The sequence below is a fragment of the Bacillus sp. FSL R12-0074 genome (genome assembly GCF_038005725.1).
Lineage (GTDB): Bacteria > Bacillota > Bacilli > Bacillales > Bacillaceae_G > Bacillus_A > Bacillus_A mycoides.
In genome coordinates, this window is record NZ_JBBOTR010000001.1 from 4,568,411 (window position 1) to 4,595,086 (window position 26,676).

Annotated in this window: 27 protein-coding genes; 7 read left to right on the forward strand and 20 right to left on the reverse strand. The window is 37.5% G+C overall.

The annotated features are described in order from the left end of the window. Positions 1 to 49 precede the first annotated feature (49 nt). The 8 genes from NSS97_RS23765 to NSS97_RS23800 form a co-directional block, all read right to left on the reverse strand. Positions 50 to 3,943, reverse strand: coding sequence for a DNA translocase FtsK (locus tag NSS97_RS23765; protein WP_341114161.1), 3,894 nt, complete (start codon positions 3,941 to 3,943; stop codon positions 50 to 52). Positions 3,944 to 4,099: 156 nt separating this feature from the next. Then, entirely contained in the window at positions 4,100 to 5,056 is a 957-nt protein-coding gene (locus NSS97_RS23770; protein ID WP_107887360.1) for an N-acetylmuramoyl-L-alanine amidase, read from the reverse strand. A 40-nt stretch (positions 5,057 to 5,096) separates the two neighbouring features. Beyond that, positions 5,097 to 5,441 carry a hypothetical protein gene (locus NSS97_RS23775; protein WP_002015616.1) on the reverse strand — a complete coding sequence of 115 codons (345 nt, stop codon included), beginning with the start codon at positions 5,439 to 5,441 and terminating at the stop codon, positions 5,097 to 5,099. Between the two features lie 143 nt (positions 5,442 to 5,584). Then, a complete protein-coding gene (ytpR, locus tag NSS97_RS23780; RefSeq protein WP_002089041.1) occupies positions 5,585 to 6,199 on the reverse strand; it encodes a YtpR family tRNA-binding protein in 615 nt (204 codons plus the stop codon). Then, complete coding sequence (locus NSS97_RS23785; protein ID WP_002089043.1) at positions 6,196 to 7,008, reverse strand: DUF1444 domain-containing protein; 813 nt, start codon at positions 7,006 to 7,008, stop codon at positions 6,196 to 6,198. Before NSS97_RS23785 ends, ytpR begins: the two co-directional genes overlap by 4 nt. Positions 7,009 to 7,087: 79 nt before the next feature. Then, positions 7,088 to 7,402 carry a thioredoxin family protein gene (locus NSS97_RS23790; protein ID WP_002015619.1) on the reverse strand — a complete coding sequence of 105 codons (315 nt, stop codon included), beginning with the start codon at positions 7,400 to 7,402 and terminating at the stop codon, positions 7,088 to 7,090. Positions 7,403 to 7,485: 83 nt separating this feature from the next. Beyond that, positions 7,486 to 7,995: a DUF84 family protein gene (locus NSS97_RS23795; protein ID WP_002089045.1), complete on the reverse strand. Its 510-nt coding sequence runs from the start codon at positions 7,993 to 7,995 to the stop codon at positions 7,486 to 7,488. A gap of 413 nt (positions 7,996 to 8,408) precedes the next feature. Further along, entirely contained in the window at positions 8,409 to 9,482 is a 1,074-nt protein-coding gene (locus tag NSS97_RS23800) for a M42 family metallopeptidase (RefSeq protein WP_107887359.1), read from the reverse strand. A gap of 148 nt (positions 9,483 to 9,630) precedes the next feature. Here NSS97_RS23800 and NSS97_RS23805 point away from each other — a divergent pair, with 148 nt between their 5' ends. Further along, a complete protein-coding gene (locus NSS97_RS23805) occupies positions 9,631 to 9,942 on the forward strand; it encodes a PepSY domain-containing protein (protein ID WP_002015622.1) in 312 nt (103 codons plus the stop codon). A 128-nt stretch (positions 9,943 to 10,070) separates the two neighbouring features. Here NSS97_RS23805 and NSS97_RS23810 read toward each other — a convergent pair whose 3' ends face one another. After that, positions 10,071 to 10,925, reverse strand: a complete 855-nt coding sequence (locus NSS97_RS23810) for a YtnP family quorum-quenching lactonase (RefSeq protein ID WP_341114164.1) — start codon at positions 10,923 to 10,925, stop codon at positions 10,071 to 10,073. A 70-nt stretch (positions 10,926 to 10,995) separates the two neighbouring features. Then, a complete protein-coding gene (gene trmB, locus NSS97_RS23815) occupies positions 10,996 to 11,649 on the reverse strand; it encodes a tRNA (guanosine(46)-N7)-methyltransferase TrmB (RefSeq protein WP_002015624.1) in 654 nt (217 codons plus the stop codon). Positions 11,650 to 11,881: 232 nt separating this feature from the next. Here trmB and NSS97_RS23820 point away from each other — a divergent pair, with 232 nt between their 5' ends. Then, positions 11,882 to 12,160 (forward strand): YtzH-like family protein, encoded by a 279-nt coding sequence (locus NSS97_RS23820; RefSeq protein ID WP_002015625.1) that lies wholly within the window; start codon positions 11,882 to 11,884, stop codon positions 12,158 to 12,160. Positions 12,161 to 12,163: 3 nt separating this feature from the next. Here NSS97_RS23820 and NSS97_RS23825 read toward each other — a convergent pair whose 3' ends face one another. The 4 genes from NSS97_RS23825 to pepV all read right to left on the reverse strand — a co-directional run bounded on the left by NSS97_RS23825 (position 12,164) and on the right by pepV (position 17,541). Continuing rightward, positions 12,164 to 12,961: a phosphotransferase family protein gene (locus NSS97_RS23825; protein WP_002034382.1), complete on the reverse strand. Its 798-nt coding sequence runs from the start codon at positions 12,959 to 12,961 to the stop codon at positions 12,164 to 12,166. A 245-nt stretch (positions 12,962 to 13,206) separates the two neighbouring features. After that, positions 13,207 to 15,348, reverse strand: a complete 2,142-nt coding sequence (gene pulA / locus NSS97_RS23830) for a type I pullulanase (RefSeq protein ID WP_341114166.1) — start codon at positions 15,346 to 15,348, stop codon at positions 13,207 to 13,209. A 137-nt stretch (positions 15,349 to 15,485) separates the two neighbouring features. Continuing rightward, complete coding sequence (gene thpR / locus NSS97_RS23835; RefSeq protein WP_107887356.1) at positions 15,486 to 16,031, reverse strand: RNA 2',3'-cyclic phosphodiesterase; 546 nt, start codon at positions 16,029 to 16,031, stop codon at positions 15,486 to 15,488. Between the two features lie 103 nt (positions 16,032 to 16,134). Further along, positions 16,135 to 17,541 carry a dipeptidase PepV gene (gene pepV / locus NSS97_RS23840; RefSeq protein WP_002089051.1) on the reverse strand — a complete coding sequence of 469 codons (1,407 nt, stop codon included), beginning with the start codon at positions 17,539 to 17,541 and terminating at the stop codon, positions 16,135 to 16,137. Between the two features lie 357 nt (positions 17,542 to 17,898). On the opposite strand from pepV, the gene NSS97_RS23845 reads away from it, so the two are divergent. Next, positions 17,899 to 18,120 (forward strand): DeoR family transcriptional regulator, encoded by a 222-nt coding sequence (locus NSS97_RS23845; protein WP_000805512.1) that lies wholly within the window; start codon positions 17,899 to 17,901, stop codon positions 18,118 to 18,120. Positions 18,121 to 18,202: 82 nt separating this feature from the next. On the opposite strand, the gene NSS97_RS23850 is transcribed toward NSS97_RS23845, so the two are convergent. Next, positions 18,203 to 18,931, reverse strand: a complete 729-nt coding sequence (locus NSS97_RS23850) for a pseudouridine synthase (protein ID WP_002034388.1) — start codon at positions 18,929 to 18,931, stop codon at positions 18,203 to 18,205. Between the two features lie 41 nt (positions 18,932 to 18,972). Beyond that, entirely contained in the window at positions 18,973 to 20,625 is a 1,653-nt protein-coding gene (locus tag NSS97_RS23855; protein WP_044444004.1) for a putative polysaccharide biosynthesis protein, read from the reverse strand. A 436-nt stretch (positions 20,626 to 21,061) separates the two neighbouring features. Between NSS97_RS23855 and NSS97_RS23860 the strand changes: the two genes are divergently transcribed. Together NSS97_RS23860 and NSS97_RS23865 are read left to right on the forward strand one after the other, a co-directional pair. Continuing rightward, complete coding sequence (locus tag NSS97_RS23860; RefSeq protein WP_044444003.1) at positions 21,062 to 22,333, forward strand: NAD(P)/FAD-dependent oxidoreductase; 1,272 nt, start codon at positions 21,062 to 21,064, stop codon at positions 22,331 to 22,333. Between the two features lie 213 nt (positions 22,334 to 22,546). Beyond that, positions 22,547 to 23,989, forward strand: coding sequence for an MDR family MFS transporter (locus tag NSS97_RS23865; protein WP_044444001.1), 1,443 nt, complete (start codon positions 22,547 to 22,549; stop codon positions 23,987 to 23,989). 40 nt (positions 23,990 to 24,029) lie between these two features. Here NSS97_RS23865 and NSS97_RS23870 read toward each other — a convergent pair whose 3' ends face one another. Together NSS97_RS23870 and NSS97_RS23875 are read right to left on the reverse strand one after the other, a co-directional pair. Continuing rightward, positions 24,030 to 24,353: an ArsR/SmtB family transcription factor gene (locus tag NSS97_RS23870; protein WP_002015665.1), complete on the reverse strand. Its 324-nt coding sequence runs from the start codon at positions 24,351 to 24,353 to the stop codon at positions 24,030 to 24,032. Then, positions 24,354 to 24,785, reverse strand: a complete 432-nt coding sequence (locus NSS97_RS23875) for an SRPBCC family protein (RefSeq protein ID WP_107887354.1) — start codon at positions 24,783 to 24,785, stop codon at positions 24,354 to 24,356. A gap of 423 nt (positions 24,786 to 25,208) precedes the next feature. Here NSS97_RS23875 and NSS97_RS23880 point away from each other — a divergent pair, with 423 nt between their 5' ends. Further along, a complete protein-coding gene (locus NSS97_RS23880; RefSeq protein ID WP_107887353.1) occupies positions 25,209 to 25,436 on the forward strand; it encodes a DUF3973 domain-containing protein in 228 nt (75 codons plus the stop codon). 33 nt (positions 25,437 to 25,469) lie between these two features. Here the strand turns inward: NSS97_RS23880 and NSS97_RS23885 are convergent, their stop codons facing one another. Both NSS97_RS23885 and NSS97_RS23890 read right to left on the reverse strand, forming a co-directional pair. Continuing rightward, on the reverse strand, positions 25,470 to 25,652 hold the full coding sequence (locus NSS97_RS23885) for a sporulation protein Cse60 (protein WP_000621746.1): 183 nt from the start codon (positions 25,650 to 25,652) through the stop codon (positions 25,470 to 25,472). A gap of 1 nt (position 25,653) precedes the next feature. Beyond that, positions 25,654 to 25,890: a DUF2553 family protein gene (locus NSS97_RS23890; protein ID WP_002089059.1), complete on the reverse strand. Its 237-nt coding sequence runs from the start codon at positions 25,888 to 25,890 to the stop codon at positions 25,654 to 25,656. A gap of 279 nt (positions 25,891 to 26,169) precedes the next feature. Between NSS97_RS23890 and NSS97_RS23895 the strand changes: the two genes are divergently transcribed. Then, positions 26,170 to 26,649, forward strand: coding sequence for a CarD family transcriptional regulator (locus tag NSS97_RS23895; RefSeq protein ID WP_002143447.1), 480 nt, complete (start codon positions 26,170 to 26,172; stop codon positions 26,647 to 26,649). Positions 26,650 to 26,676: the final 27 nt, after the last annotated feature.

Below are 26,676 nucleotides of genomic sequence, written 5' to 3' on the forward strand. Positions count from 1 at the left end.
CCTACTTTACTATCCAACATTTTCTATTAGTATACAGCAAAACCGTTTCCTATACATTTGTTTCCTGCATAGCAGCGAATTCATCCTCAGAAATAAGGACATCTCTCGGTTTCGTTCCTCTTCCTTCAGAAATAATCCCTTGCGACTCCATCTCTTCAATTAGACGTGCCGCGCGATTATAACCTATGCGGAATTTTCTCTGTACAGAAGATGTGGACGCTCCCCCTTGCTCTACAACAAATTGACATGCATCAAAAAATAGTTCATCTTCAGACTCACTCTGCTCTGATTTTGCTAATAAATCCTCTTGCTTAAATAAGTAGTTTGGCTTCATTTGCTTTTTCACATGATCAACTGTTCTTTCAATCTCATCATCTGATACGTATACACCTTGTACACGAACTGGTTTAGATGTGCCGTTTCCTAAAAATAGCATATCACCACGACCAAGTAACTTCTCCGCGCCCCCAATATCGATAATCGTACGCGAATCAACTTGAGATGATACTGTAAACGCAATACGCGTTGGAATGTTTGATTTAATTAAACCTGTAATAACGTCTACAGATGGACGCTGCGTCGCAACTAATAAGTGAATACCACAAGCACGAGCTTTTTGTGCAATACGACAAATCGCTTCCTCAACATCACCAGGAGCAACCATCATTAAGTCCGCTAACTCGTCAATGACAATTACAATATACGGTAATGTCTCACCTGGGATTTCTCTACCACTTACAATCGTATTGTAACGAGTTAAATCACGAGCACCAGCATGAGCAAACAATTCATAACGACGTTCCATCTCTTCAACCGCCCACTTTAACGCAGCTGTAGCTGCTTTTACGTCAGTAATAACAGGTGCTACAAGATGTGGAACAGAATTGTATGGTGCAAGCTCAACCATCTTCGGATCAATTAGTATCAACTTCACTTCATGCGGCTTCGCTTTATATAAAATACTCGTTAAAATCGCGTTAATGCACACACTTTTCCCTGAACCAGTTGCACCCGCAATAAGTCCATGTGGCATTTTTCGAATATCCGTTACAATTGGATCACCTGAAATATCAAGCCCCAGCGCAACTGTAAGCGGTGATTCACTCTTTGTAAATACAGGACTTCTTAAAATTTCACGCAGGAATACTGGCTTACTTTCCTTGTTTGGAACTTCAATTCCAATTGCACTCTTCCCTGGAATTGGCGCTTCAATTCGAATATCTTTCGCAGCTAAACTTAACTTAATATCATCACTTAAATTTGTAATTTTATTTACTTTCACACCTGGGTCTGGTTGTACTTCAAAACGAGTTACCGCCGGCCCTTGTGACACATTAATAACATGTGCTCCAACATGGAAATTATTAAATGTCGTATTTAATAATTCTTCCTGTTCTTCTAGCCACTCCGTATTATCTAATGCTGCCTGCTGTGGAATTGACAACAACGTTAATGGCGGAAGTTCATACTTCGGTGGCGCTTGTAGTACGTTGCGCATATCATTCTCTTTTTGATTTACAACATATGCTTTCTCTTGTACTTCCGTACTTGAAATTGACTCTTGTACTTGTCCAGCCACCACTACTTGTTGCATCGGTTTTTCTTCCACTTGCGGTTCCACTACCACTTGCGGCATCGGTTTTTCTTCCACTTGCGGTTCCACTACCACTTGCTGCACTGGACTTTCTTCCACTTGCGGGTCTACTACCACTTGCTGCACTGGTTTTTCTTCCACTTGCGGGTCTACTACCATTTGCTGCATTGGCTTTTCTTCTGCTTGTGGTTCTACTACCACTTGCTGCATTGGCTTTTCTTCCACTCGTTCACTGACAGTTGATTGCATTACGTTCGTTCTTGCCGCATGTCTTTCCATTAATTTCTTTCTATCCTGCTTTAACATGACAACATTAAATGGGACATGACGTTTTTTCTCACGTTTCGGTTCTTCTATTTGTAAAGCAGGCTGTTCTTCAGCAACTTGCTTCTTTTCTTCCGCTTCTTCAACTAAAACGTTCGCAAAGTTTTGAACATCTTTCTTTGTTTGCTCATCCGTTTCTGAAACTGGTACGAATACTTCACTTTCTTCCTTGAACGTAATTGTTTCTTGTTGAGAAATCACTGGTTGCTCTGCAACTGGTGTATTTTCCACTAAATCTGTATTCATCGTTTCTTCAATTACTGTTTCTTGAGAAGTTGGTTCTTCTTCCTTAGTACCCTCTAACTCCGCAACTTCTTCTGTCGCTTCCTCAGCTTCCTCTAATTCCACAACTTCTTCTGTCGCTTCCTCAGCTTCCTCTAATTCCACAACTTCTTCTGTCGCTTCCTCAGATTTCTCTAACTCTACAACTTCTTCTGCTGCTTCCTCAGCTTCCTCTAATTCTGCAACTTCTTCTGTCGCTTCCTTAGTTTCTTCTAATTCCACAACTTCTTCTGTCACTTCCTCAGATTTCTCTAATTCCACAACTTCTTCTGTCGCTTCCTTAGTTTCTTCTAATTCCACAACTTCTTCTGTCACTTCCTCAGCTTCCTCTAATTCCACAACTTCTTCTGTCGCTTCCTCAGATTTCTCTAATTCTACAACTTCTTCTGCTTCCTCAGCTTCCTCTAATTCTGCAACTTCTTCTGTCGCTTCCTTAGTTTCTTCTAATTCCACAACTTCTTCTGTCGCTTCCTCAGTTTCTTCTAATTCCACAACTTCTTCTGTCGCTTCCTTAGATTTCTCTAATTCTGCAACTTCTTCTGTCGCTTCCTTAGTTTCTTCTAATTCCACAACTTCTTCTGTCGCTTCCTCAGATTTCTCTAATTCCACAACTTCTTCTGTCGCTTCCTCAGATTTCTCTAATTCCACAACTTCTTCTGCTTCCTTAGCTTCTTCTTCAAAAGCATCTGGTATTTCTATAGTAATTGTTTCTTCAAGCTTTTCATCTGCTTTTACAATCACTACATCGTCTAATGTTTCTTCTTCGACTTGATTTGCTGCAACTTCAGCAACAGTTTCTTCTATTTCTGTATTACATTCATTTTCTTCTGTTAATATCGAATACACATGCTCTACTTTAGAATCTATTGACTCTTCTTGTAAAGTTTCTTCGTTATCTTCTGTAGATGATAACGCCACTACATCTTGCTCCTGCTTCAAGGCTTGTACAATTGGAGCCTCTTTTTCCACATGCTGTCCTACTGTTTTATGAAGCAAATCATCACTTAGGCTTTCTTCTAATGAAGGGACTTGACGTTCAACTTCGTAACCGTTTTTCTCTAACCATGTATCCACAACCGATTTTTCTTCTACTTTATTACTTCGTTCGTTCACTCCGTTCTTAACAGATGAACTTCCTTGTAGAACTCCCGAAAAGTCAGATAATGTATATCCCTTTTTCTCTAACCATGCGTCAACAACAGCTTTTCCTTCAACAGATATTTCAAGATCTTCTCTTACCTTTTCTTCCTCCTGCACAACCTTCGTTTCTACTGAAGGACGGTTATATCCATAAATCGGAGAAATCATTTCTGTTGGACGAAATGGTCTACGGTTACTTTCTTGCGACGGTACGAATGCTTTTTTTACGACAGGCTCTGGTTCCGGTTCATATTGCAATTCCGGTTCCTCATATGTAGGTGCTTCTGTTTCCACATACGGTCGTCTGCTTCTTTCCACTTTTATTCCTCTTTGAGTAGGCTGTTCTTCATATGCTCCTCTTTGAATAGGTTGTTCTTCAAAGTTAGGCAGTTCTCTTACATCCTCCTCATCGAAGCCATTATCTGGTATTAATGGAAAACGACATTTCCCTGCATTCCGACTTGCCATTTGTGCTTCTCTTGCTTCAGTGTAGTGGTTTACACGAGGAATTTTCGGCTGACTTTCAATTTGTGCCGGTACTTCTTTATTCATCACTGTTTTTTCTTCCTCTTTGTTAAACAGCTTTTTCATCCAATCTAACATGTTTACCACTCTTTCTACTAAATAGTAACATCCTTTATTGTATCAGCATTCGGCAAAAAGTGCAGGTAAAATTAAGCATATTAGTTTTATCCATAATATTCTAATTCACGATTGTTTTTCATATAGAAAAACGAGGTCTTACATGTAAGACCTCGTTTAATCTTTACCCTTCCGATATTCATCCACACTATCCGTTACACTTTGCAATAAAGAATTTACATACTGTGGGTCAGATAATTTTTTGTCTTCTTCAGGGTTTGACATAAATCCAAGTTCTAATAGTACTCCTGGAACTTTTGACCAATTAAATCCAGAAAGATCATCCCGAAATTTAATTCCATTTACTTTCACTTGATGATTCTCTCTCATTTTATTTACTATCGTTTGAGAGATTTGAAGACTTTCAGCATAAATCTCTTTCGTATACGGACTTCCTTCTGCCGGTGTCAATACAGCAAATCCACTTTGATTTGGATTTTCAGACCCATCTGCGTGAAGGCGCAAAAATAAATTCGCTTTATGATCATTCGCGAATGTTGCTCGTTCCTTATTACTTATATCAACCTCATGTGACGTTCTCGTCATCAATACTTGTATACCTTTTACTTCCAGTTTTTCTTTCAATATAAAAGCCATCTCTAATACAAGAACTGATTCCCTCTTTTTCATTACAACTCCCGCTGTTCCGTCTGTTACTTTATATTTTTGCGTAGTTGCTCCTGGACCAATTGCCTCTAAATTTAAATTCGCTTTTTGTTGATGCCCTGGATCAATAACGACGAGAAACTTTTCTTGTTTTTCATTACTCTCTACTTTTTGTTCATTATTTTGCAGCGGTTGCTCAGTTGGCTGCAGCGGCGTAGTTTCCTCTTTCTTTTCCTCGGCCCGCACTTCCTCCTGCTTATGTTCCACTTGCTCATTCGTTTGAATTGCTTGCGGCTGTTCTTTCTTTTCTTGTTCTTCTTGCTGCTTTTCTACCGGTGCGTCTTCCTTATTATCTTTGTTTTTTTCTTGTATAGAAGAGGTTGTTTCTTTTTTCGGCTCTTCTTGCGAACAACCTCCCATATATATTCCAATGACTGCAATAGCGCTCATTATTTTTATATACTTCATTTTTCTCTCCTATCACTTTGCACCGGTCTCAAAGTTTTTCTTATAATTGTTTTATAATTTCATCCATATTTCCAATATGAACGGGTTGCCACGTTTCTGTACCACGCTCTGCGGTATAGACTAGATACGCATCATCAGCTACATTTACGAAAACAGGATCCCCCATATCCGTTTCATATCCGATAACAATCCATTCCTCTTTCCATTTTCCACTTTCTTCACTTATTAATGAATTTTTATGTTTATCATATCGATAACCGATTTGTCCTTTTTCTAATTCATTTTCGCTAAACACATATATTTCATAGGAACCTAGTTCGATATCTTGCTGTTTTGAAGTTTCAATTCGTTTCAGAAGTTCTGCAATTTTTGGTTGTTGTTTCATACGTCTACCCCCTTCTTTTTTCTAAATTTTACCTAATCCATTTTTGAAATACAATATAGATTTTGAGAGGAAACGTTACAATGCTAGGAATTTCGCACAAAAAAATAGCCTCACATATGCGAGACTACTTTTTCTAACATCAATTAAAATTTAAATTCTTGTCCAACTTCAAAGCTATCTTCTAATACAAGAATACCTTTTTCTTCTGGAGCATCTGGAAGCTCTAACTCACGTGCAGAGCAAATCATTCCAGAAGAAGGAACACCGCGAAGTTCAGCTGGTTTAATTAACATACCACTTGGCATTACAGCACCGATTTTTGCAACAACAACTTTTTGTCCTGCATCAACGTTTGGTGCACCACATACGATTTGTAATGTTTCTGTACCGATTTCTACTGTACAAATGTTTAATTTATCAGCATTTGGATGCTTCTCTTTTTCAGCTACATAGCCTACAACAAATTTCGGCGTGAAATCAGCTTCTACTTTTTCTTCAAAGCCATTCTTCGCTAAAATTCCGTTAATTTTTTCAACAAACTCTTTCGTTAATGTAACGTTTCCGTTGTCTGTTACTTCTACATAAGAAGACGCATTAAAGATGTTGAATCCTGCTGTTACGTTGCTTTCACGATCGTATACGCGAGCAACATCTCCTTTACGGTCAAATGTACGGTTTTCTAAAGTAATATCTTGTAAGGTAACAATTAAAGTGTCACCAATTCCTTCAAGGTTGTAAAAAACGTTCACTTCGTTCATCCTTTCTCTTTTCCATCTGTCTTCTTCCGATTCTTCGCTAAAATAAAGATTGGTTCGAAGTCCCCATCTTCATATACGAATGAAAGTGATGTAATCGGAACATGCCCTTCGGCAAAAAATTTCATTGTCATTTGTGCAATAATATCATAACCGATTTCGTTGACGATATCAGCAATAATTAATACATCTTGGTGAGGAACTGCAACAACCATATCACCAGAGATCTTTTCACGCATCGAGTGTAGTAACGATTCGTTTAAAATACGACTCGCATCGTATCCATCATTTGTGTTTAAAAAGTAGAATGTATTACCTGCTACTGTCTCCTGCTTAAATTCATAGCCTAATGAGCGAGCATTAAATAATGCCATTTCACGTACTTGTTCCTCTGTAAGCTCTAATTTTTGCAATAAGCGCTCATCAATTAATCGATACGTTTTATTAGAATCTAGCGCATAGTAAATACGTGTTTCCGCCGTATGGTCCGTCATAATAAACGGATTTCCTTCTTCTGATTGTTTCGGGAAAGAAGTAGAGCGAATAACAGGTAAAATTTTCGCCGTGCTATTTTCTTCTTTATGCATTGCAATTAGCGCTTCTTGTACGTAATAAGCGACCTCTTCAATTGCTTTTTCTTTGTTCACTTCCCATTTTGCAACTACTCCTGGAAGTGATACGTTAATACCTTTTTTCGAGTCTGTTTGTTCAATACGAAGAACTTCTTTCTCGCTATCATAATGACAGTCCCATTCTGGTCGAGATAATTTCTTCATTAACTCGTCTTTCATCTTTTTACTTGTCATTTTCATCTCTTTTTCCTCCCTTCCAAAAAAATAACCTCCCCCGCGAAGGTAGAGGTTGTTTTTACAATTCAATTGGCTAATTGTCTTATTTTAAACCTTCAATAAACTCTTCGATTTGCTCTTGTGTTTTACGATCTTTATTTACATAGCGTCCAGTTTCTTCACCTTTATTGTACGCTACAAAGCTTGGAATGCCAAATACGTCTACTTTCACGCATAAATCAATAAATTCATCACGATCTACATAGTAAAATGAGAAATCACTATACTTCTCTTCTACTTCTGGCATAAATGGATCAACGAAACGGCAATCTGGGCACCATTCTGCTGAGAACATGAAGACTACATTCTCTTCATTTTTTAATTCTTGGAATTGTTCCATGCTTTCTAATGATTTCATCTATATTTCCTCCTCTAACGAGTGCACTTTTTTACACTATAATCTTTTCTTTATACTACCATACATCGCGCATGGTGCAAGGTTTATGCTTGCTTTTCATCATACTTATATTGCCCAACAAGTAACTTAACAACGTGTACAAATAATTCCGTTCGGTCGACATAATCATCTGTAAAAATACCGATAGCACCTTCGTGACTACGAATATCTTTTCGCTCTACAAACTCTTCCATCACTTCACTTAGCTCTTTTCCTTCTTCAAGCGGTGCTAAAAAATCGTCTGGTAACTTAATACGTGCCCCGCCCGCAACAAATGTTTTACCTTCAATCGTCGCTAAAGCACCCCAGTTACACATAAATAACCCATGCTCCGTTTTCATAACGCCGCCTTCTAGCCCAATGCCGATATGAGCTGCACCTTCCTGCAATGCTCTCTTCGCTCTATTTACTGCTCCTTGCATCGTCTCTTCATCTGAAAAAGGCTGATTTGCTACTCCTGATGGAACAGAAAGAGATGTAATTTCAGCATCTTCCCAAACCTTCTCCACAGCCCCAACCTTCGTCTTATTCTTCGATCCAACTACTACCTTCATTTCATTCACCTCTATATAAATTCATCATTCTATCCTAATACTAGCCTCGAACACCAAATCAGTCTTCATGACTGAGATTTATACCGTAGTGCGCCTGACCGCACACACGCATCTCTGTGTCATCTCTCCCACCTAAAAAAGAAAAGTTTTTCCAAAAACAGCCTTCCTCTCTCTTCCTATCCAAGGTCTTAATACATCATTCGAGCACCCATTAAGCACTAACCGCTACCACTCATCACTGGGCCCTCTCTCCCACCTAAAAAAAGAAAAGGTTTTCCAAAAACAGCCTTCCTCTCTCTTCCTACCCGCGGTCTTAATACATCGCTCGAACACCAACTAGGCACTGACCGCTCCCATTCATCGCTGGGTCATCTATTCAACCTAAAAAAAGAAGGGTTTTTCCCCCTTCCTCTTTACGCGTTATTCTTAATTGTCTCTAACGTCGTTTTGTCCGTCGCTCTCACAAGCTTCGTAATTAATTCCTTCGCTGCCGCATAATCATCAACATGTAAAATAGAAGCATGTGTATGAATGTAGCGTGCACAAACACCAATTACTGCTGATGGGATACCAGAGTTACTTGTATGCACACGTCCCGCATCTGTACCACCTTGTGAAATAAAGTATTGGTACGGAATGTTATGTGTTTCTGCTGTATCTAAAATGAATTCGCGCATTCCTCTATGTGTTACCATTGTACGGTCATAAATACGAAGAAGAGCGCCTTTTCCTAATTGACCGAACTGCGTCTTATCACCAGATGCATCATTTGCTGGACTTGCATCAAGCGCATAGAAAATATCTGGTTGAATCATATTTGCAGCAGTTTGTGCTCCGCGAAGACCTACTTCTTCTTGTACAGTCGCACCAGAGTATAATGTGTTTGGTAATGTTTCATCTTTTAATTCCTTTAGCAATTCGATAGCAAGGCCACATCCATAGCGGTTGTCCCAAGCTTTCGCCATAATTTTCTTTTCATTTGCCATTGGTGTGAATGGGCAGATTGGAACGATTTGTTGCCCTGGCTTTATGCCAATTTCAATCGCATCTTCATAACTATCTGCACCTATATCAATTAACATATTTTTTATATCCATCGGTTTTGCACGTTGCGCATCACTTAATAAATGAGGAGGAATGGAACCAATAACCCCAATAACAGGACCATTCTTCGTCATAACTTGTACACGCTGAGCTAATAGTACTTGGCTCCACCAGCCACCTAACGTTTGAAAACGAAGCATCCCATTTTTCGTAATTTGCGTAACCATGAAACCTACTTCATCCATATGACCTGCTACAAGAACGCGCGGGCCAGTTTCGTCCCCTTTTTTCAGACCAAATACGCTACCTAAACCGTCTTGCACAATCTCATCAGCATATTTGCTTAATTCTTGCTTCATAAAACTGCGCACATCATGTTCAAAACCTGATGCACCTTGTAATTCTGTTAACGTACGAAATAATTGTAATGTCTCTTTATTCACGAAGTCCCCTTCTTTCAAACCTTAGTAGAATACCTCTTTTATTGTAACGAAATTTTCGAAATGTTTCTAGTTTCTTCTTTTTTAGTTGCATTTGCATTATAATTATTATTGGTACACTATTTTTATTTTACAGAATTGAGGTGAATATATGAGCTGGAAAGGTTTAGTCACAGGTCTTGGCGTTGGGTTCGCAGCTGGTTATTTCGTTGCAAACAAAGTACAAGAACAATCCCATATTTCTTCAGAAAAAGCATTGAAAATGGTGAAACAAGCATTAAGTCATAAAGGTGAAATTACTGGCTCTTGGGTACATATGGTTCCGGAGGCATTTGAAAAATATGATGTCGCGTACGAAGTTTATCGCGGCGGTCTTACAACGATGTTAGATGAAATACAAGAACGATTTGAATTTTTAGTTGATGCTAAAACAGGTACTGTTTTAGAGGTTATAGCAGCATAAAAAGAGGTTTCCCATTAGGTGAACCTCTTTTTTTTTAGAATTACCAACAAAAGCTGATAATAACAGCAATACATAATAAGTGGAGATTGTTCCAATAAATATTTTTGGACACCTTCCTCTTATTAATATTAAGCTTCTATATTTGTTTTTCTCTCTATCTTCTCCACTATATGCCCTTCCTCATTCCACTTTACTGCACGGTAATATGCATCATGATAAAAAGTAAACCACGCCTCTTTTTCAGCACCATACTTCATCCACTTTTGTTTATGTTCAATCGATGTCATTGGATAGTCATCGTATGCCATTATCCATAATACATTTTGATGTGCATGCGTCGGTAAAATGTCCGCTAAATGAAGCATCGTTTCACCCTGACTTTCAAGGACGACAACAGCATGTCCATCGCTATGACCACCCGTATGCACCATCTTTATTTCATCCGTAATTTCTATTTCTTGCCTGAACGTAACAATCTTATCAACGATTGGCTCCCAATTTTCCTTCCAATATGTATTACGCGATCTAACATTCGGATTTTTCATTTCATTCCATTCAGTCTCACTTACATAAATCGTTGCGTTCGGAAACGCCGGAACAAGGCGATTTCCCTCCCATTTTGTTAAACCAGATGCATGGTCAAAATGAAGATGCGTCATTAAGACGTAATGAATATCTTCATTATGCAGTCCCAATTTTTCTAAAAATTCCTTAACTGATGATTCTTCTGTTACACCTTGATTCCGCTTCATTTTCTCATTCAATTTACCATTCCCTATCCCTGAATCAATAAGCATGTTTCCTTCTTTCGTTTGTAAGAGTAACGGATCTGTTCGTAAATAAATATGATTTGTATCATTATGTTTATATTTTCGTGACCAAAGTACTTTTGGCACAACTCCAAACATCGCGCCTCCATCTAAATGTGTATTCCCACCTTTTAGCCACGTCACTTTTATATTTCCAATTTGTAACTGTTCCATATCCCATCCCCCTTTTCTATTTAATTTTAACATAATATTCCGATTCTTTTTCATATAAAAAACCTATGCATTACTGCATAGGCTCCGTACGATATTTTGCTTCAACTCGATAAATACGATGACCTTTACTAGAAAATTTCTCTTCGTATTCTGTCATAATGTTTCCTTCATAATCACTATTATGAAGATCTAGGCTAAGGTAAGTTAATAACATACCATACTCAGCCATACTCATAATAGAATATTCAAATAAACCTTGGTTATCAGTTTTGAAATGAATTTCTCCGCCATCTACTAACACTTCTTCATAATTGCGTAAAAATGTTTTATACGTTAAACGACGCTTCGTATGACGATTCTTCGGCCATGGATCTGAGAAGTTTAAATAAACGCGGTCAATTTCACCTTTCGCAAAGAAAACTGTTAAATCTTCAGCATCTTTATTAATTAACTTTAAGTTCGGTACTTCTTCTTCAATTAATTTATCAAGTGCATCTACAACAACACTTGTGAATTTTTCAATTCCAATATAGTTAATATGCGGATTTGCTTTTGCCATATCATACATGAAGCGGCCACGTCCTGTACCTACTTCAATATGAATCGGCTGTTCATTTCCAAATATTTCTTTCCAGTTACCAGCGCTCTCCTCTGGGTTTCCAATTACGATATGTGAATACTCATTAATTCGATCCATTGCATAAGGCTTATGTCTTAAACGCATAGATGTCTCCCTCTCTTTACAAAACTATTTTAAAGGAAAAATTCCTTCTTTCTGTTTTAATCAATCTATCAAACAAAAAACCAAGTACGTACGAGCACTCGGTCCGTTTCTTTCAAGTATAAGATGTACCATTTTGATAAAAACTACATAAAGCATTAAACATTCCATGACGAAACAGCTTTTTCTCTTATATTTCTAGGGAGAGAAAAACACTCGAAAGGATGATCCGTTCATGCCAATTAATCAACAGCATCAATTAGAAGTGTTAAAAGATATTTTAATCAACCATCAAAGTGATTGCTGCGGGACAGTTTCTGAATGCGAGCAATTAGAGCGACTCATTCAATCGTTACTCGCAAACGATAGTATAAGTAGTGACACTAAAGTAATGCTAAACGATGTATATTCTTATAGTCAATCGGGTAAATCTTCCTCTAATTTGGACAACCATATTTCCAATAATCAAGAACAACTTACTCAGTGGATTGCTGGAATGGACAATTTTTCTTAAGTATTATTCTGAAGCAAGTAGTTGCTGTAAATATTGATGCCAATATTTAGCTTCTGCTTGCTGCTTTTTTGTTGTGTGCCATTGCATAGATAAAATCGTTTGTGCTATCACATACCATCTCATACGCCTAAGCAATGATTCATCTAGTTCAATCTCATAATATCCGAGCCACTCACTCCATTCATGGCGCGGAACATACCAATATAATAACATACCAAGATCTAAAGCTGGGTCAGCAATAACAGCCCCATCCCAATCAATTAAAAACAATTCATCTTCGTCCGACAATATCCAATTGTTATGGTTTACATCACAATGGCATACAACGAATTCATTGTACTCAATATCTTTTAATGACTCCGTTAAATATTGAAGACCTTGCTGAATTGTTTCATCAACTCTTATATCTCCTCTTAAAACGAGCTGTAATTGTTGTAATAACTCTTGCGCATGAAGCGGCTGCTTTCCTAGCCTTTGAATCATCTGCACAAGCGCTTTAGAGGAGTGTATTTTCTTCAAAAGTTTCGCAACACGTTCTAGTTTCATATCCTCTGGCTCTAACTTCTGTCCCGGAAGCCATTTTTGAGCAGAAATTACATCACCGTTCGTTACCCTTCTTGTCCAAAGTAATTTTGGAACAATTCCTTCTGCTGACAATACCGCTAAAAAGGGCGATGTATTCCGCTTTAAAAATAACTTTTGTTGTCCGTTTTGCGCAATATATGCATCGCCCGTTACTCCACCAGCCGGTATAAGACTCCACTCTTTTCCTAATAATTGTTCCAACCATTCCATATTCATTACCCGTTAACAAATCCTTATCTTTTATAGTTATGAAAAGAAAAACCGCAACATTTCTACACATGTTGTGGATTCATATATTTTACTGTATTTGAATGAAAAAACTTAGCATAAGCCGAAAACAGGATAAATCACCTGTTCTTCTAGTTTATTTTACAAAATCAATCATAGAATGACAACTTATGAAAATCGTCACCTTTGTCAATTCTACATTTATTACATTCTCATCGTCAAGTAGCGATTTGTCACATTATCGTCAATATATACGTGCTAATTGGAGCCAATTGAAGTTCCTTTCCTCTAAATGAAGAAATTGGCTCTATTTTCGCTTGCTTTTCGTTTACTAACACATGCCACGTTTCTTCTTTTGGAAGCTGCACCGTTTTAGCTTCCAAACCGCTATTAAATAAAACTACAATCTCTTTCCACGGTCCAAATAATTCTACATGCTCTAAGTAGTATGCCAGTACTTCTGTAGATGTTTGCAAAAAAGTCATATGCTTTTTTATAAGGTCTACATTTTGTAATCGGAATGCCCCGTGCCCTTTGCGAATCGCAATTAACCCTTTTATATAGTTAACGGTCTCCATCTCTTTCTCTTTTTGATCCCAATCTAATTGATTAATTTCATCATTTGCATTATAGCTATTTTCGTTCCCTTGCTTCGTACGATAAAACTCTTGCCCCGCATGTAAGAAAGGAATCCCTTGTGAAAGAATAACCATTGCAGTTGCTAAACGATGACGCCTTTTCAAAATTTCTTCTGATTCTGGATTACTTTGCACTAGTTTATCCCACATCGTCATATTGTCATGACATTCTACATAGTTGATACTTTGTACTGGCTCTAGGAACAATCCTGTTTCTTTCATACTTAAAAGGCTACCAGCTACTATATACTGCAAATGATTACAGTCTACATGCCCACCAAATGCAAAGCCACGTTTATTTATATTAAAAGTACTTCCTTTTATTCCATCACGAAATTGATCATTAAACTGTGCAATACATGGCATTTTATTCGCATTATTTAACGTCGCTTTCTCTTCAAGAGGAAGCGGTGTTTGCAAATCCCATCCTTCACCTAATAACAGCGCATCCTGCTTTATTTTTCGTACTTCTTTTTCTAATTCATTCATCGTTTCAACATCTAAAATTCCCATTAAATCAAATCGGAATCCATCAACATTGTATTCAGTAAGCCAATATAAAACAGATTCTATAATAAATTTCCTCATCATTTTCCGTTCAGATGCTATATCATTTCCAACTCCCGTCCCATTAGAAGGCATACCGTCTTCCCCATGACGAAAATAATATCCCGGGACAAGCTTCTCAAATGATGATAATTCTCTTTCATAAACATGATTATATACAACATCTATGATCACTCGAATGCCGTGATCATGAAATGTTTCAATTAGTTGTTTACACTCTACTATCCTGTTATATGGATCAGAAGGGTTTGTAACATAAAATCCTGTTGGCACATTGTAATATAACGGATTATAGCCCCAATTATATGCGGAAGCAGGATTCACTTCATCTATACCACCAAAACAATGTAAAGGTAATAGTTCAACATGTGTAACGCCTAAATCTTTTATATGAGACAATCCTGTTAATGTCCCATTTCGCCCTACTGTCTCCTCTTCCATTAGCCCTTTATATGTTCCTTTCTTATTCACCCCACTGTTTGGGTGAATAGTAGCGTCACGAATATGCAGTTCATACAATATGGCATCTGTCATTGACTGTAATGGTGATAATTCTAATCGTTTTGTCACATTCGTTTTTTCCAAATCGATAACGACGCCGTATTTTCCATTTATCGTCGCAGACTTTGCATAAGGGTCAACCGCTTCGTTCCATATTAAATTAATACAAACAAGGAATGTATATCGTGCTCCATCATGATCACCTTGTAATGTATGAATCCACACTCCGTTTTCTTCTCTGTACATTTCATAATCAATATATTCTTTATCACTTTTATAAATCCGTACTTTCGCAAGCCTTGCAGTCGGAGCCCATACTTTAAATATTGTTTCTTCTTTTTTATACACAGCACCTAAGTCGGTACCTTCGTAATAATATTTTTCATCGAAAACTACTGTTCGAATCACAGCGCCTATTTGTAAATCTGTTTCTTCATTCCGTTCATCCCGTACTGTATAATACTTCCCCACATCTATCGGCTCTTCTATAAAGCATTCATACTTCGTTGCATCTGGAAGAGCAATAGTATGAACAATCGGTAACTCTTTCACATTGCTTCCTTCTTGTAAACGAAATGTCCGGCTTGTTCCATACGCATGCGGGAGCAAAATTGTAATTTTATTCATTTCATCTAAATAGGCATCAAATGGACGTTTTACTTTCAACATAAAAAATCACCATCATTCTTAAAGTTAAAATGAAACGAGCTGCAAGTGATAAGGGTTTTCTTATCAGCGAAGCTCTATACAGTAACACATTATTCCCTATAGTATATTCACCTGTATAAAAAACGTTTTCATACATTCTATTTTTGTAGTTTTATTTCAGTAATCGATTTATACTTCGGCGTTTCCTTAACGTGAGATTCATACAAAGTAATCGTATCCGCTTGAAATGATGTTACAGGTAACTCTTTTATATTTGTCAGATCAAATACTTTTTCTCCTACCCATTTACGCGCAACAGTAATATGTGGATGATAAGGACGTGTCTCTAGAGAGAAGCCATTTTCTTCACAAATTGTATGCACTTGCTTTTGTAAAGTAAACAAATCTTGATTATCACTTATCCCCGCCCAAAATATACGCGGCTGGTCCACCTGTCCGAATGTAGAAAGTCCTTGTAACGTGAATGATAATTCCGTTTTTTCTGTAAGTGTTTGTAATCCATTCTTTATTCCTTCTAACTGTTCCTCTGTCGCACTTCCTAAAAATGAAAGGGTAATATGATAGTCTTCTTCATGTACCCACGAGCGAAATGGTAATTCATCCTTCATTTCCTCTTTATAATTAGAAAGAATTTCTTTTATATGACGTGGTAAAGTTACTGCGACAAAATAATGCGGCACCATCTACATCGTCTCCTTTATGTTATTGTTGCTTTTCTTCCATATCTCATTCAGCTAAAAAGAATCCGCCCTCTAAAATAGAGAGCGGTCATTATTTAAATATCTTTTATTTCGCTAATTCATGAATTGCCTGAGCATAAATCGCTGTCGCTTTTAATAAATCTTCAATTTCAATGTACTCATCTTTTTGATGCGCAAGTTCTTCTTTTCCTGGGAATAACGGGCCAAATGCAACGCCAGCTTTCAATGAACGAGCATAAGTACCACCGCCAATTGCTAACAATTCAGCTTTTTCACCAGTTTGTTCTTCATATACACGTTGCAAAGTACGAATTAACGTATGATCTTTGTCAACGTGATGCGGGCGAGAGTTAGAATAATCCGCTACTTCAAATCCATGAGTACCAACATATTCTTTTAACTTTGCAATCGTTTCTTCAAAGTTAGTTGTAACTGGATAGCGTACATTTAATCCTAAATTACCACCGTTTTCTTGCGAGTAAGACAGGCGACCAACATTCACTGTTAACGGCCCGCTAATATCATCTTTATAAGAAATACCAGCTTTTTCTCCAATAATATCACCTGTAAATGTTTCTGTTACAAACGAGGCAAATGAAGCCCCTTTTCCATCAAGAGAAACTTTCGTTAAGAAGTTTACCAATAATAAACCTGCATTTTCTCCCTTTTCCGGAGTAGATCCGTGAGCTGAAATCCCTTTGATTTGCAACGTCACCGTCTTTCCTTCTACAATTGCTTTACCTATTTTTTTAGCAGTTTGTAAATACTCTTCATATGCTACTGTAAGTGTATTTACATCTTCTCCTGTAATAACTGCTTCTGCAAAATCAGGAACCATATTTAAACGACGACCTGACTCAAATGAAATAAGCTTAAATGTGCCTTCTTTCTCTTCGCCACCACTTTGCACAACTTGTATGTCAGAAATTCCTTTTTCCGCATTAATAATCGGAAAATCTGCATCCGGCGCAAAACCGATTGTTGGCATTTCTTCATTTTTAAAATAATGATCTACACACTTCCAATTACTTTCCTCATCTGTTCCTAAAATCATACGAACACGTTTTGAAAGAGGTAAGCCCAATTCTTTAACGATTTTCATCGCATAATAAGCTGCCATCGTCGGCCCTTTATCATCAATTGCACCGCGTGCAAAAATCTTCCCGTCGCGAATATCCGCACTATACGCAGGAGTTGTCCAGCCATCTCCTTCTGGTACAACATCAACGTGACAAAGAATACCTACTAATTCTTCTCCTTGTCCCATTTCAAGATGACCTGCATATCCTTCTAAATTTTTAGAACAGAAACCTTCTGCTTCTCCTTTATGTAACATGAAAGATAAGGCTTTTTCTACACCTTCACCAAATGGTGCGCCCTCTTTCGCAGATTCTTCTTCCCATACACTTTTAATTTGTAAAAATTTTTGTGTATCACGAATTAAATCATCTTTTCGTTTTGTAACTTCTTCTGTCCAATTAATCGTCGACATCACGCATCCATCCTTCACTATATTGTCTCTTTCATCATAGCAAACGAAAATCTCTTATGCCATACATGAAAACTTAATAACGGACAATTGTAATATTTCAGATATTTCTTATTAGTTTTTCTTTTATTTTTTAAAAAAAATTTGCAGGAATTTGGCGTTTTACGTAGAAATTTATGAGTTAGTTGACTGACCAGACATACAATGTCAACTACCAATATTTTTCTATATGAATATTTGTTAAACTTTTGTAAAATTTAAGTAAGTTAAAGCATGAATTTTATCATGTAGAGTACAATGGTAGTAACGACCTTCTTTCCTGAATGGGGTCAAAAAAACTAGTAGAGGAGCGGTTTTCTCTTGAAACCTACAACTACTCGTATGCTAACACGCATTAAATCGATTTATATGTACATCAATGAAAACGGTACGGTAACAACGAAAGACCTTGTAGATGAGTTCGGGATCACACCGCGAACAATACAACGTGATCTAAATGTGTTGCAGTTTAATGAACTCGTGTATAGCCCTTGCCGCGGCAAGTGGACAACGACAGGAAAGAAAGTGAGAATGACCTCATAATAAAAAATAATTGTATGTAAATAAATACATACCCCTTTCTAACTCATTAGAAAGGGGTCTTTTCTATGCTCTGAAATTGGCGTTACTTTTCGTTATCTACTTGATACGTCTTTAACATCTCTACTTCTTCATCTGTTAATTCACGATATTGCCCAAGTTCTAACTCTTCATCTAACATTAAAGGTCCCATCTCTGTTCTCTTTAAATAAACTACTTTTTTCCCTACCGCTTCAAACATACGCTTCACTTGATGGAATTTTCCTTCTGTAATGACGAGTTCAATCTCAGAAATATCATCACTTTTTAAAATTGTAAGTTCGCCTGGCTTCGTTTCATAGCCATCTTCTAAAATAACACCTTTAGCGAATTCTATTACATCCTCTTCCGTTACAACACCTGAAATGTGTGCATAATATTTTTTCGGCACATGCTTTTTCGGAGATAATAGTTGATGCGTTAACTTCCCATCATTTGTGATTAATAAGAAACCTTCTGTATCAATATCGAGCCTTCCAACAGGGAATGGATCGAAAATCGCATCTTCTAATTCTAATAAATCTATTACTGTTTCGTGGTTATCATCTTCTGTCGCTGAAATAACACCTTGTGGTTTATGCATCATTAAATAAACAAACTCTTTATATTCCACAACTTCACCGTGAATCATAACCTCTTGCTCTTCTACATTCACATGAAACTTCGCATCTTTCACTGGCGTTCCATCAATCTTCACAACGCCGTCTTTCAGTAATTTCTTTACTTCTTTTCTACTTCCGTGTCCCATATTCGCTAATAATTTATCTAATCTCATGTTCTTCACCTTCTTTATTTATCATAGAAAAGGGGACGTATTTACGCCCCTTTTGATTTCAACTTTATTTTGAATCTACTACCAAGTTTACGCTGGATTTTCTCTAAAGCTTCTCCGCCAAATACTCTTTCTAGTACTCCTGTGCGAATCGCCACCAATCCGTAAACAAGACCACCAATACCTGCACAAATCGCAACTGTAATAAGAGCACCAATACGGCCATCAGGCGAAATCATGAAGGATAGAAGCCATTGTGATAGTTTTACAGCAATAACCATTACAAGTGTTAAGACTGCAATTTGGAATGTTCTCTTATATACAACACCAAATGAATAGTGTGCGTGTTTTTTAATTTGTCTATTCGTATACCATACGGAAGCTAAGAAGCCGACTGCAGTAGCCAAAATCGCCCCAACTGTACCGAAATAACGAATAAAGATTACGTTACATGCAAATTTCAAAATAACACCCATCACAAGCGCAACAATCGCATGTTTCTGCTGGTTAATCCCTTGCAGAATTGCTGCTGTTACTGTGAATAAAGCGAATAACAATGCAACTGGCGCATACCACATTAATACTTGTCCACCTAGTGGGTCTGAATCGTAGAAAGCAGTGTAAATCGGATATGCAAGTGTAGAAATACCGACAACTGCTGGCAATGTTAAAAACATATTCGCCTGGAATGTTTGTGTAATTTGTAATTTCAAATAACGGTATTGCTTTTCAGTAAACGACTTTGTAATCGCTGGCACGAGCGTTAAACTAAACGCTGTTGCAAGTGATACTGGAATCATAATTAATTTATGCGTCCACATCGTGAAAATACCGAGTGCTCGCTCTGCGATATCTCCTTGACCAATCGCCTGCATAATAGAGTTAAATGTCAATGTATCAATTTGTTGATATAAAGGAATTGTTAATCCAATTACAACGTAAGGGATTGCATATGCAAACAACTCTTTAAACAATTGAGCGGTACTTACCGTCGATTCTGGTACAGTTTGCTCAATTAAATATTGATCCAAATATTTTTTACGTTTTAACCAGTACCAAATTAATACGCCAAGTGCTCCAACTGCTGAAACGAACGCAGCGAATGTCGCAACCCCAACTGCCGTTGCTACTGTACCGCCAAGTACTTTAATAACGATGAAACTACCCGCTAATAAAAAGACGATACGAATAATTTGCTCAATAATTTGTGAAACCGTAGTCGGTCCCATCGATTGGTGGCCTTGGAAATAACCACGAATCAAACTTGCTGCCGGCACAACAATAAGCGCAAAACTTACGAGGCGAATAATCGTCGTAACTTCTTCTATCTTATTTTGTAAACTTTGTTTACCAAGCATTGCTTCTGCAAATAATGGTGCGGTCATGTACAGTACTAAGAAGGAAAGAACTCCTGTTACTATCATCATAACCATTCCCGAGCGGAACATTCTCCGGCTCGTTTTATAATCTCCAAGGGCATTATATTTGGAAACAAACTTAGAAACAGCAAGCGGCACTCCTGCCGTTGCGATACTTAAAAATATCGTATATGGAATGTATCCATATGTATAGAGCGTTCCGCCTTCTGTGCCTACTAATGCATGAAACGGAAAAACGTAAATCATGCCTAAGAACTTTACTAAAAATGTCCCTAACGTCACAATAAGCGTTCCGCGCAGAAATTTTGAATCGGACATACGAAAATCCTCCTACATCTACATAAAGTGAAACTATAATTAGTGGGGGTTTTTTTCATCCCCCACTGATTATTAGCCCGCACCAATCGGACTTTTACGGGCAGTTTATCTCCCACCTAACTTCTTTGCTCTAGCCGAATTTTGAGGTGGGAGTTTTACTGCCCGTTAATGCGGGATAAAGTGAAACTATAATTAGTGGGAGACTCCCCTCCTACTAATCATTCGAGCATTTACGGACCTTTTTAACTCCCTCTTTACTTCTCATAAATCTTAAGATAGTAGTCTTATTGCCCATAAATAGCAGGATAATGCTGAACTCTAACTTTTGTATTGTACCACAATTCTCCTCTTAAGCAGTACTTCACTCTATTTTTCTTTTAAGGGAAAACATGCTATTCTTTTAGGCAGGAAATGTAGAAAATGAGGTCGATATATTATGCATTATGATGTTATTGTCATCGGCGGCGGTCCTTCAGGGCTAATGGCTGCAATCGGTGCTGCTGAAGAAGGCGCAAGCGTCTTACTTCTTGATAAAGGAAATAAACTAGGACGTAAACTTGCGATTTCTGGTGGTGGTCGTTGTAACGTAACAAACCGTCTACCACTTGATGAAATCGTTAAACATATACCTGGAAATGGTCGCTTCTTATACAGTGCTTTTTCTATTTTCAGTAATGAAGATATTATTACATTCTTCGAAAATCTCGGTGTACAACTGAAAGAAGAGGATCATGGCCGCATGTTCCCAGTATCAAATAAAGCGCAATCTGTTGTAGATGCACTGTTAACACGATTAAAAGACTTAGGTGTGAAAATACGTACGAATACGCCTGTCGAAACGATTGAGTATGAAAACAGTCAAACGAAGGCTGTTATTCTGCAAACAGGTGAAGTGTTAGAAACGAATCACGTCGTTATCGCTGTTGGCGGAAAATCTGTTCCTCAAACTGGTTCTACTGGAGACGGATACGCTTGGGCTGAAAAAGCTGGGCATACAATTACAGAACTTTTCCCAACAGAAGTACCAATTCTTTCAAACGAACCGTTTATTCGTGACCGCACATTACAAGGTCTTGCTTTACGAGATGTAAACTTAAGTGTATTAAACCCGAAAGGAAAAGTTATCATTTCTCATAAAATGGACATGCTTTTCACTCACTTCGGCCTATCTGGTCCTGCTGCTCTTCGCTGTAGCCAATTCGTTGTGAAAGCGATGAAAAAGTTTAAAACGAACACAGTGCACATGAGTATCGATGCATTGCCAGAAGAAAATAGTGAGCAACTGTTCCAGCGCATGCTGAAACAAATGAAAGAAGATCCGAAAAAAGGAATTAAAAACGTTTTAAAAGGCTATGTTCCTGAACGTTACTTCCTATTCTTATTAGAAAAAAATGAAATTGACGGTAGCGAACAAGCTGGACAAGTTTCTCATGAGAAGATTCGCGCACTTGTGAAAGACTTTAAAGAATTTACCGTCCATGTAAATGGTACGCAGTCAATTGAAAAAGCATTCGTTACTGGCGGAGGGGTATCCGTTAAAGAAATTAACCCGAAAGAAATGGCTTCGAAATTCACGAATGGTTTATACTTCTGCGGAGAAGTTCTTGATATTCACGGTTATACTGGCGGCTATAACATTACATCTGCCCTTGTTACTGGCCGAATTGCCGGAACAACAGCAGGACAAAATGCGAAAATGCAGTACTAAAAAAAGAAACAGGGACTCCTGTTTCTTTTTTTAGTATGTTGAAATAGCAAAGCAGTACACGAAATTATATTGGCGATACTTTAAATATATCGACCGTTTTTTCAAAAATATCCCTTCCTCCTAACTTCCCATTTCTTTTTTGTTGCTTTATATACCTTAGTACCTTTATATTTTATATTGTTGAATATTCGAAAAAGGGTAAGGGGAAAACAAATGAGAAAAAAAGTCATGATGTCTTTAATGCTAATGACGTTTCTTTCTGCGGTAGAAGGAACGATTGTTAGTACAGCAATCCCTCGTATAACGAGTGATTTGTCAGGTGTCGAACTTGTTAGTTGGGTATATGCAATCTATATGCTTGCAACAGCTGTTTCGACTCCAATATACGGAAAGCTAGCTGATTTATTCGGCCGTAAAAAAGTTCTGCTCATCGGAGCAACAATCTTCTTAATCGGTTCTGCACTTTGCGGAGTCGTTACATCAATGGAACAATTAATCTTCTTCCGTGCTCTTCAAGGTATAGGGGCTGGTGCTGTTATGCCGATCACAATGACGATTATTGGAGACCTATATAGCGAAGCGAAAGACCGCGCGAAAGCACAAGGCTGGATGAGTGCAGTTTGGGGTGTATCTGGTGTTATTGGGCCGTTAGTAGGTGGATTTTTAGTTGATTCTCTTTCTTGGCGCTATATTTTCTTCTTAAACGTTCCTTTTGGAATTATCGCTTGCTTAATGTTTGCCACTTCTTATAAGGAATCTGTTAAGTCCGCCGCTAAGCAACATATCGACTATCTTGGTGCGACAGTTTTCTCATTAAGTACAATTGCTTTACTATACGCATTATTAACAGGTAGCAGTAAGCAAAACTGGGGAGACATTTCAATTATCGGCCTATTAATCTTTGCCGCTGTTTCATTCATTATTTTCTTATACATCGAGAAAAAGTCTCCGGAGCCATTAATTCCGCTAGCACTTTTCTCTAACCGTACATTATCTACAATAAACATACTAACACTTATTGCTGGCGCAATGATTATTAGTATTACAGTGTATCTTCCAATTTGGAGCCAAGGTGTTTTAGGAAAAAATGCGACAGAGGCTGGACTCATTTTAATGCCGATTCCTGTTATGTGGACATTCGGTGCTATGTTCTCCGGTAACTTAGTTGGCAAGTTACAAACGAAACAAATTATTTTACTTGGAGCTAGCATTTTATCAGTTGCTACTTTCTTATTATTTACATTATCCACAGATTCACCATCATTCCTTATTTATGTTGCAGTCGGATTATTCGGCTTAGGAATGGGGCTTGTTACACCAATTTACATGGTAACAATTCAAGCAGCTGTACCGGCGAATACGCGCGGAACGGCAGTTGGTTTAAATACATTTATTAATACATTTAGTCAAACACTAGGAGCTGCAATCTTCGGAACGATCTTCAATACGATGATTCATGCACGTGGCATTAAAAACCTTGATCTTGTTTCTTCTGGCGGACATGGAGGGGCTACAGCAAACGTAGCAACTGAGTCACAATCCGCATTAGCATCAAGTGTACACGTCATTTATATGAGCACTTTCGTATTAGCGGTATTCACATTAATTATCGCTTGGATCCTATTAAAGCCCGCTAAACAAACAAGTGAACAATAAAAAAAGGATGACCATTTCGGTCATCCTTTTTGCATAAAATCTACTCTTCATTCTCCACAATATGTTTAAGCACGGACAATTTATTATCCCAAAATCGTTCATAGTACGAGAGCCACTGCTGTAATTCCTCTAATGGTTCTGGGTGCAAACGATATATCTTCTCTCTTCCGCTCTTTCTTCCACTCACTAAATTCGCTTCTGAAAGAATATGAAGGTGCTTTACAACTGCAGTACGGCTCATCGGAAAATGATCCGTTATTTTTGAAATTGGTAACTCTTTATCACTTAATAACCGTAACACTTCTCGGCGGGTTGGATCAGCAATTGCTTGAAATACATCATATTTCGCTGCTGACGAGGACACTTAACCTTCGACAACCTTTTTCAGTTTTTCATTTACAATCGCTACCCAGCCACCATTCATTCTATCGCGAATAATAGAGCTCTTCGCATTCGCTTTCGAAAGGATTTCATCAGGATGTTTCCAGCCGCCGTGAATTAACGTAAATTCTGTTTTATTATCTCCTAGGTCTTTCAAATTAAATGAAACAACCCAGCCATCTGTGTCCCATGAGAAAGATAAATAATTCGGCTCATCAATCTCTAACACTTTACATGGTGATGGTCCGAAAGGTGATTGCACATGAAACTCATGTCCTACCGCCAATTCGAAATCATTTGGCATAAACCATGACGCAATTCCTTCTGCAGTCGATACTACATTCCATACTTTTTGAATAGGCGCGTTAAAAACGATTGTTTGTTTAATATCATTTAATGTATTTTGTTGTTCCATTTTATATCTCCTTTATTCGGCATTAAAATATAACACCTTTTAGTTTCACATTAACAATATAACACCTTTTGGTTTTATGTCAAGAAAGACTCTTTTTCACTGTTGAGAAATTCTCAACATTTTTTCAACAGGACAAACACCCTCTCACCATTCCTTCATAATATACTCACAAAGGCAATGAAAAATAGAAAATTCCCTCAATACGAAACTCTATCACTCCTATTGAGAGAAGCGCCTAACTTATCTCATCTGTACTTCGTCTCTCCTCCTTCCCTCGGGGACAATACACGAGATATGTAAAAATCAGAAGGAGTATGCCCGCCATTTGGGTAGGTAGTTATTTCTCTTCTCCTCAACATTTCCTTAGGAGCGAAATGACTACCTACCCACTTTTTTAAACAAAATAAAAAGGAGATGAAAGCTATGTTCTATTGCATTAACTGTTCTGAAATTCACCATGAAAAACACCCGAATGATAAAGTTTTTAAAAACGGTTTTTATATTGATCCATTTTTAGGTGATCGTTATCACCTTGGTATGTGTACAGATGCTCAGGAGCACGAAGCAGGAAAAGTTCTTTTAACGGAAAAGAAAATCGGCGCAACACAATCTATTATGAATATTTTACCGACACATGTTGTCCCAACGTAAAGCATAAAAAAGAGCTGGCTCCCCAGCTCTTTTTTATGCTTTATAAACAATCATCGCTGAAAAACAATAAATTTGATTTTCATCATCGTTAATTGAAACACCAACTTGATACTTTATATCTACAAAATTTCCATCATCAATTTTTTTCAAAAATACATTTACAGCGTCTTCTAAGTCTTTTTCATGACTTTCATCAAACACTTTCACACGAATCATGTTAACACCATCCTAGATCGCAGCCCTCCGCCGCTTGTTTATTGCCACGGTGCGTATCTATGATGCGATAAAACTTTCCATCTTCATATATATATCCGTCTTCTAACACATATTGTTTATCTTCAGTATAGACATAAAACTTACCTATCATAAACTTACTCGTATATAATTCCAAATAATCTTGCCTAAATTTGGCTACAACTTTATTTGTAATATCAATTCTAATTGTGCGCCCCACCTTCTCTCCCTCCCTTGCAAAGAACGGATTTAGGTATATTGTATTAGCGATTTTATATTTTATGCTTAAAAATAAGTGGATATGCCCTCTTTCTGCGCCTGTACTATTTTTCTAAAAAAATTCCCCCTATTTATTCAACTTATAAGAGCAAAAAAACAAACAAAAAACGACTTTTATATATTGACTACAGCATATCAGATGTGATATTATATAAAATTTGACATTTTTACCCTAGTATGTTATCATTAAAAGTAGTTACCACATACGGAGGTGGATGATTTGTTTCAAATTGGTGATAAAATCGTTTATCCAATGCACGGTGCAGGAATCATCGAAGCAATTGAAGAGAAAGAAATATTAGGCACTACGCGTCAATATTGTGTTATACGCATCATTAGTAAAGATATGCAAGTAATGCTTCCGATAAATCAATTACAAAAATCAGGTATACGTTATATCGTCGATAAAGGTACGTTAGATGGTATACTTCTTGAATTTCATCATGGGGAATCAGACCCCTCACTCTCTTGGAAACAAAGATATACAATGAATATGGAAAAAATGAAGAACGGCAATCTTCAAGATAGTGCAGAAGTTGTTCGTGATTTACTTCGTCGCAATAAAGAAAGAGCATTAAATGCGAGCGAAAAACAAATGCTAGATAATGCGCGTAAAATGGTTATTAGTGAAGTTGCGCTCGTACAGAATGTTTCAGAACATCAAGCAACAGAATTTCTTCAAGATACAATCAATCATTAATTTTAAAAATAGCCGACCGCTATTTTT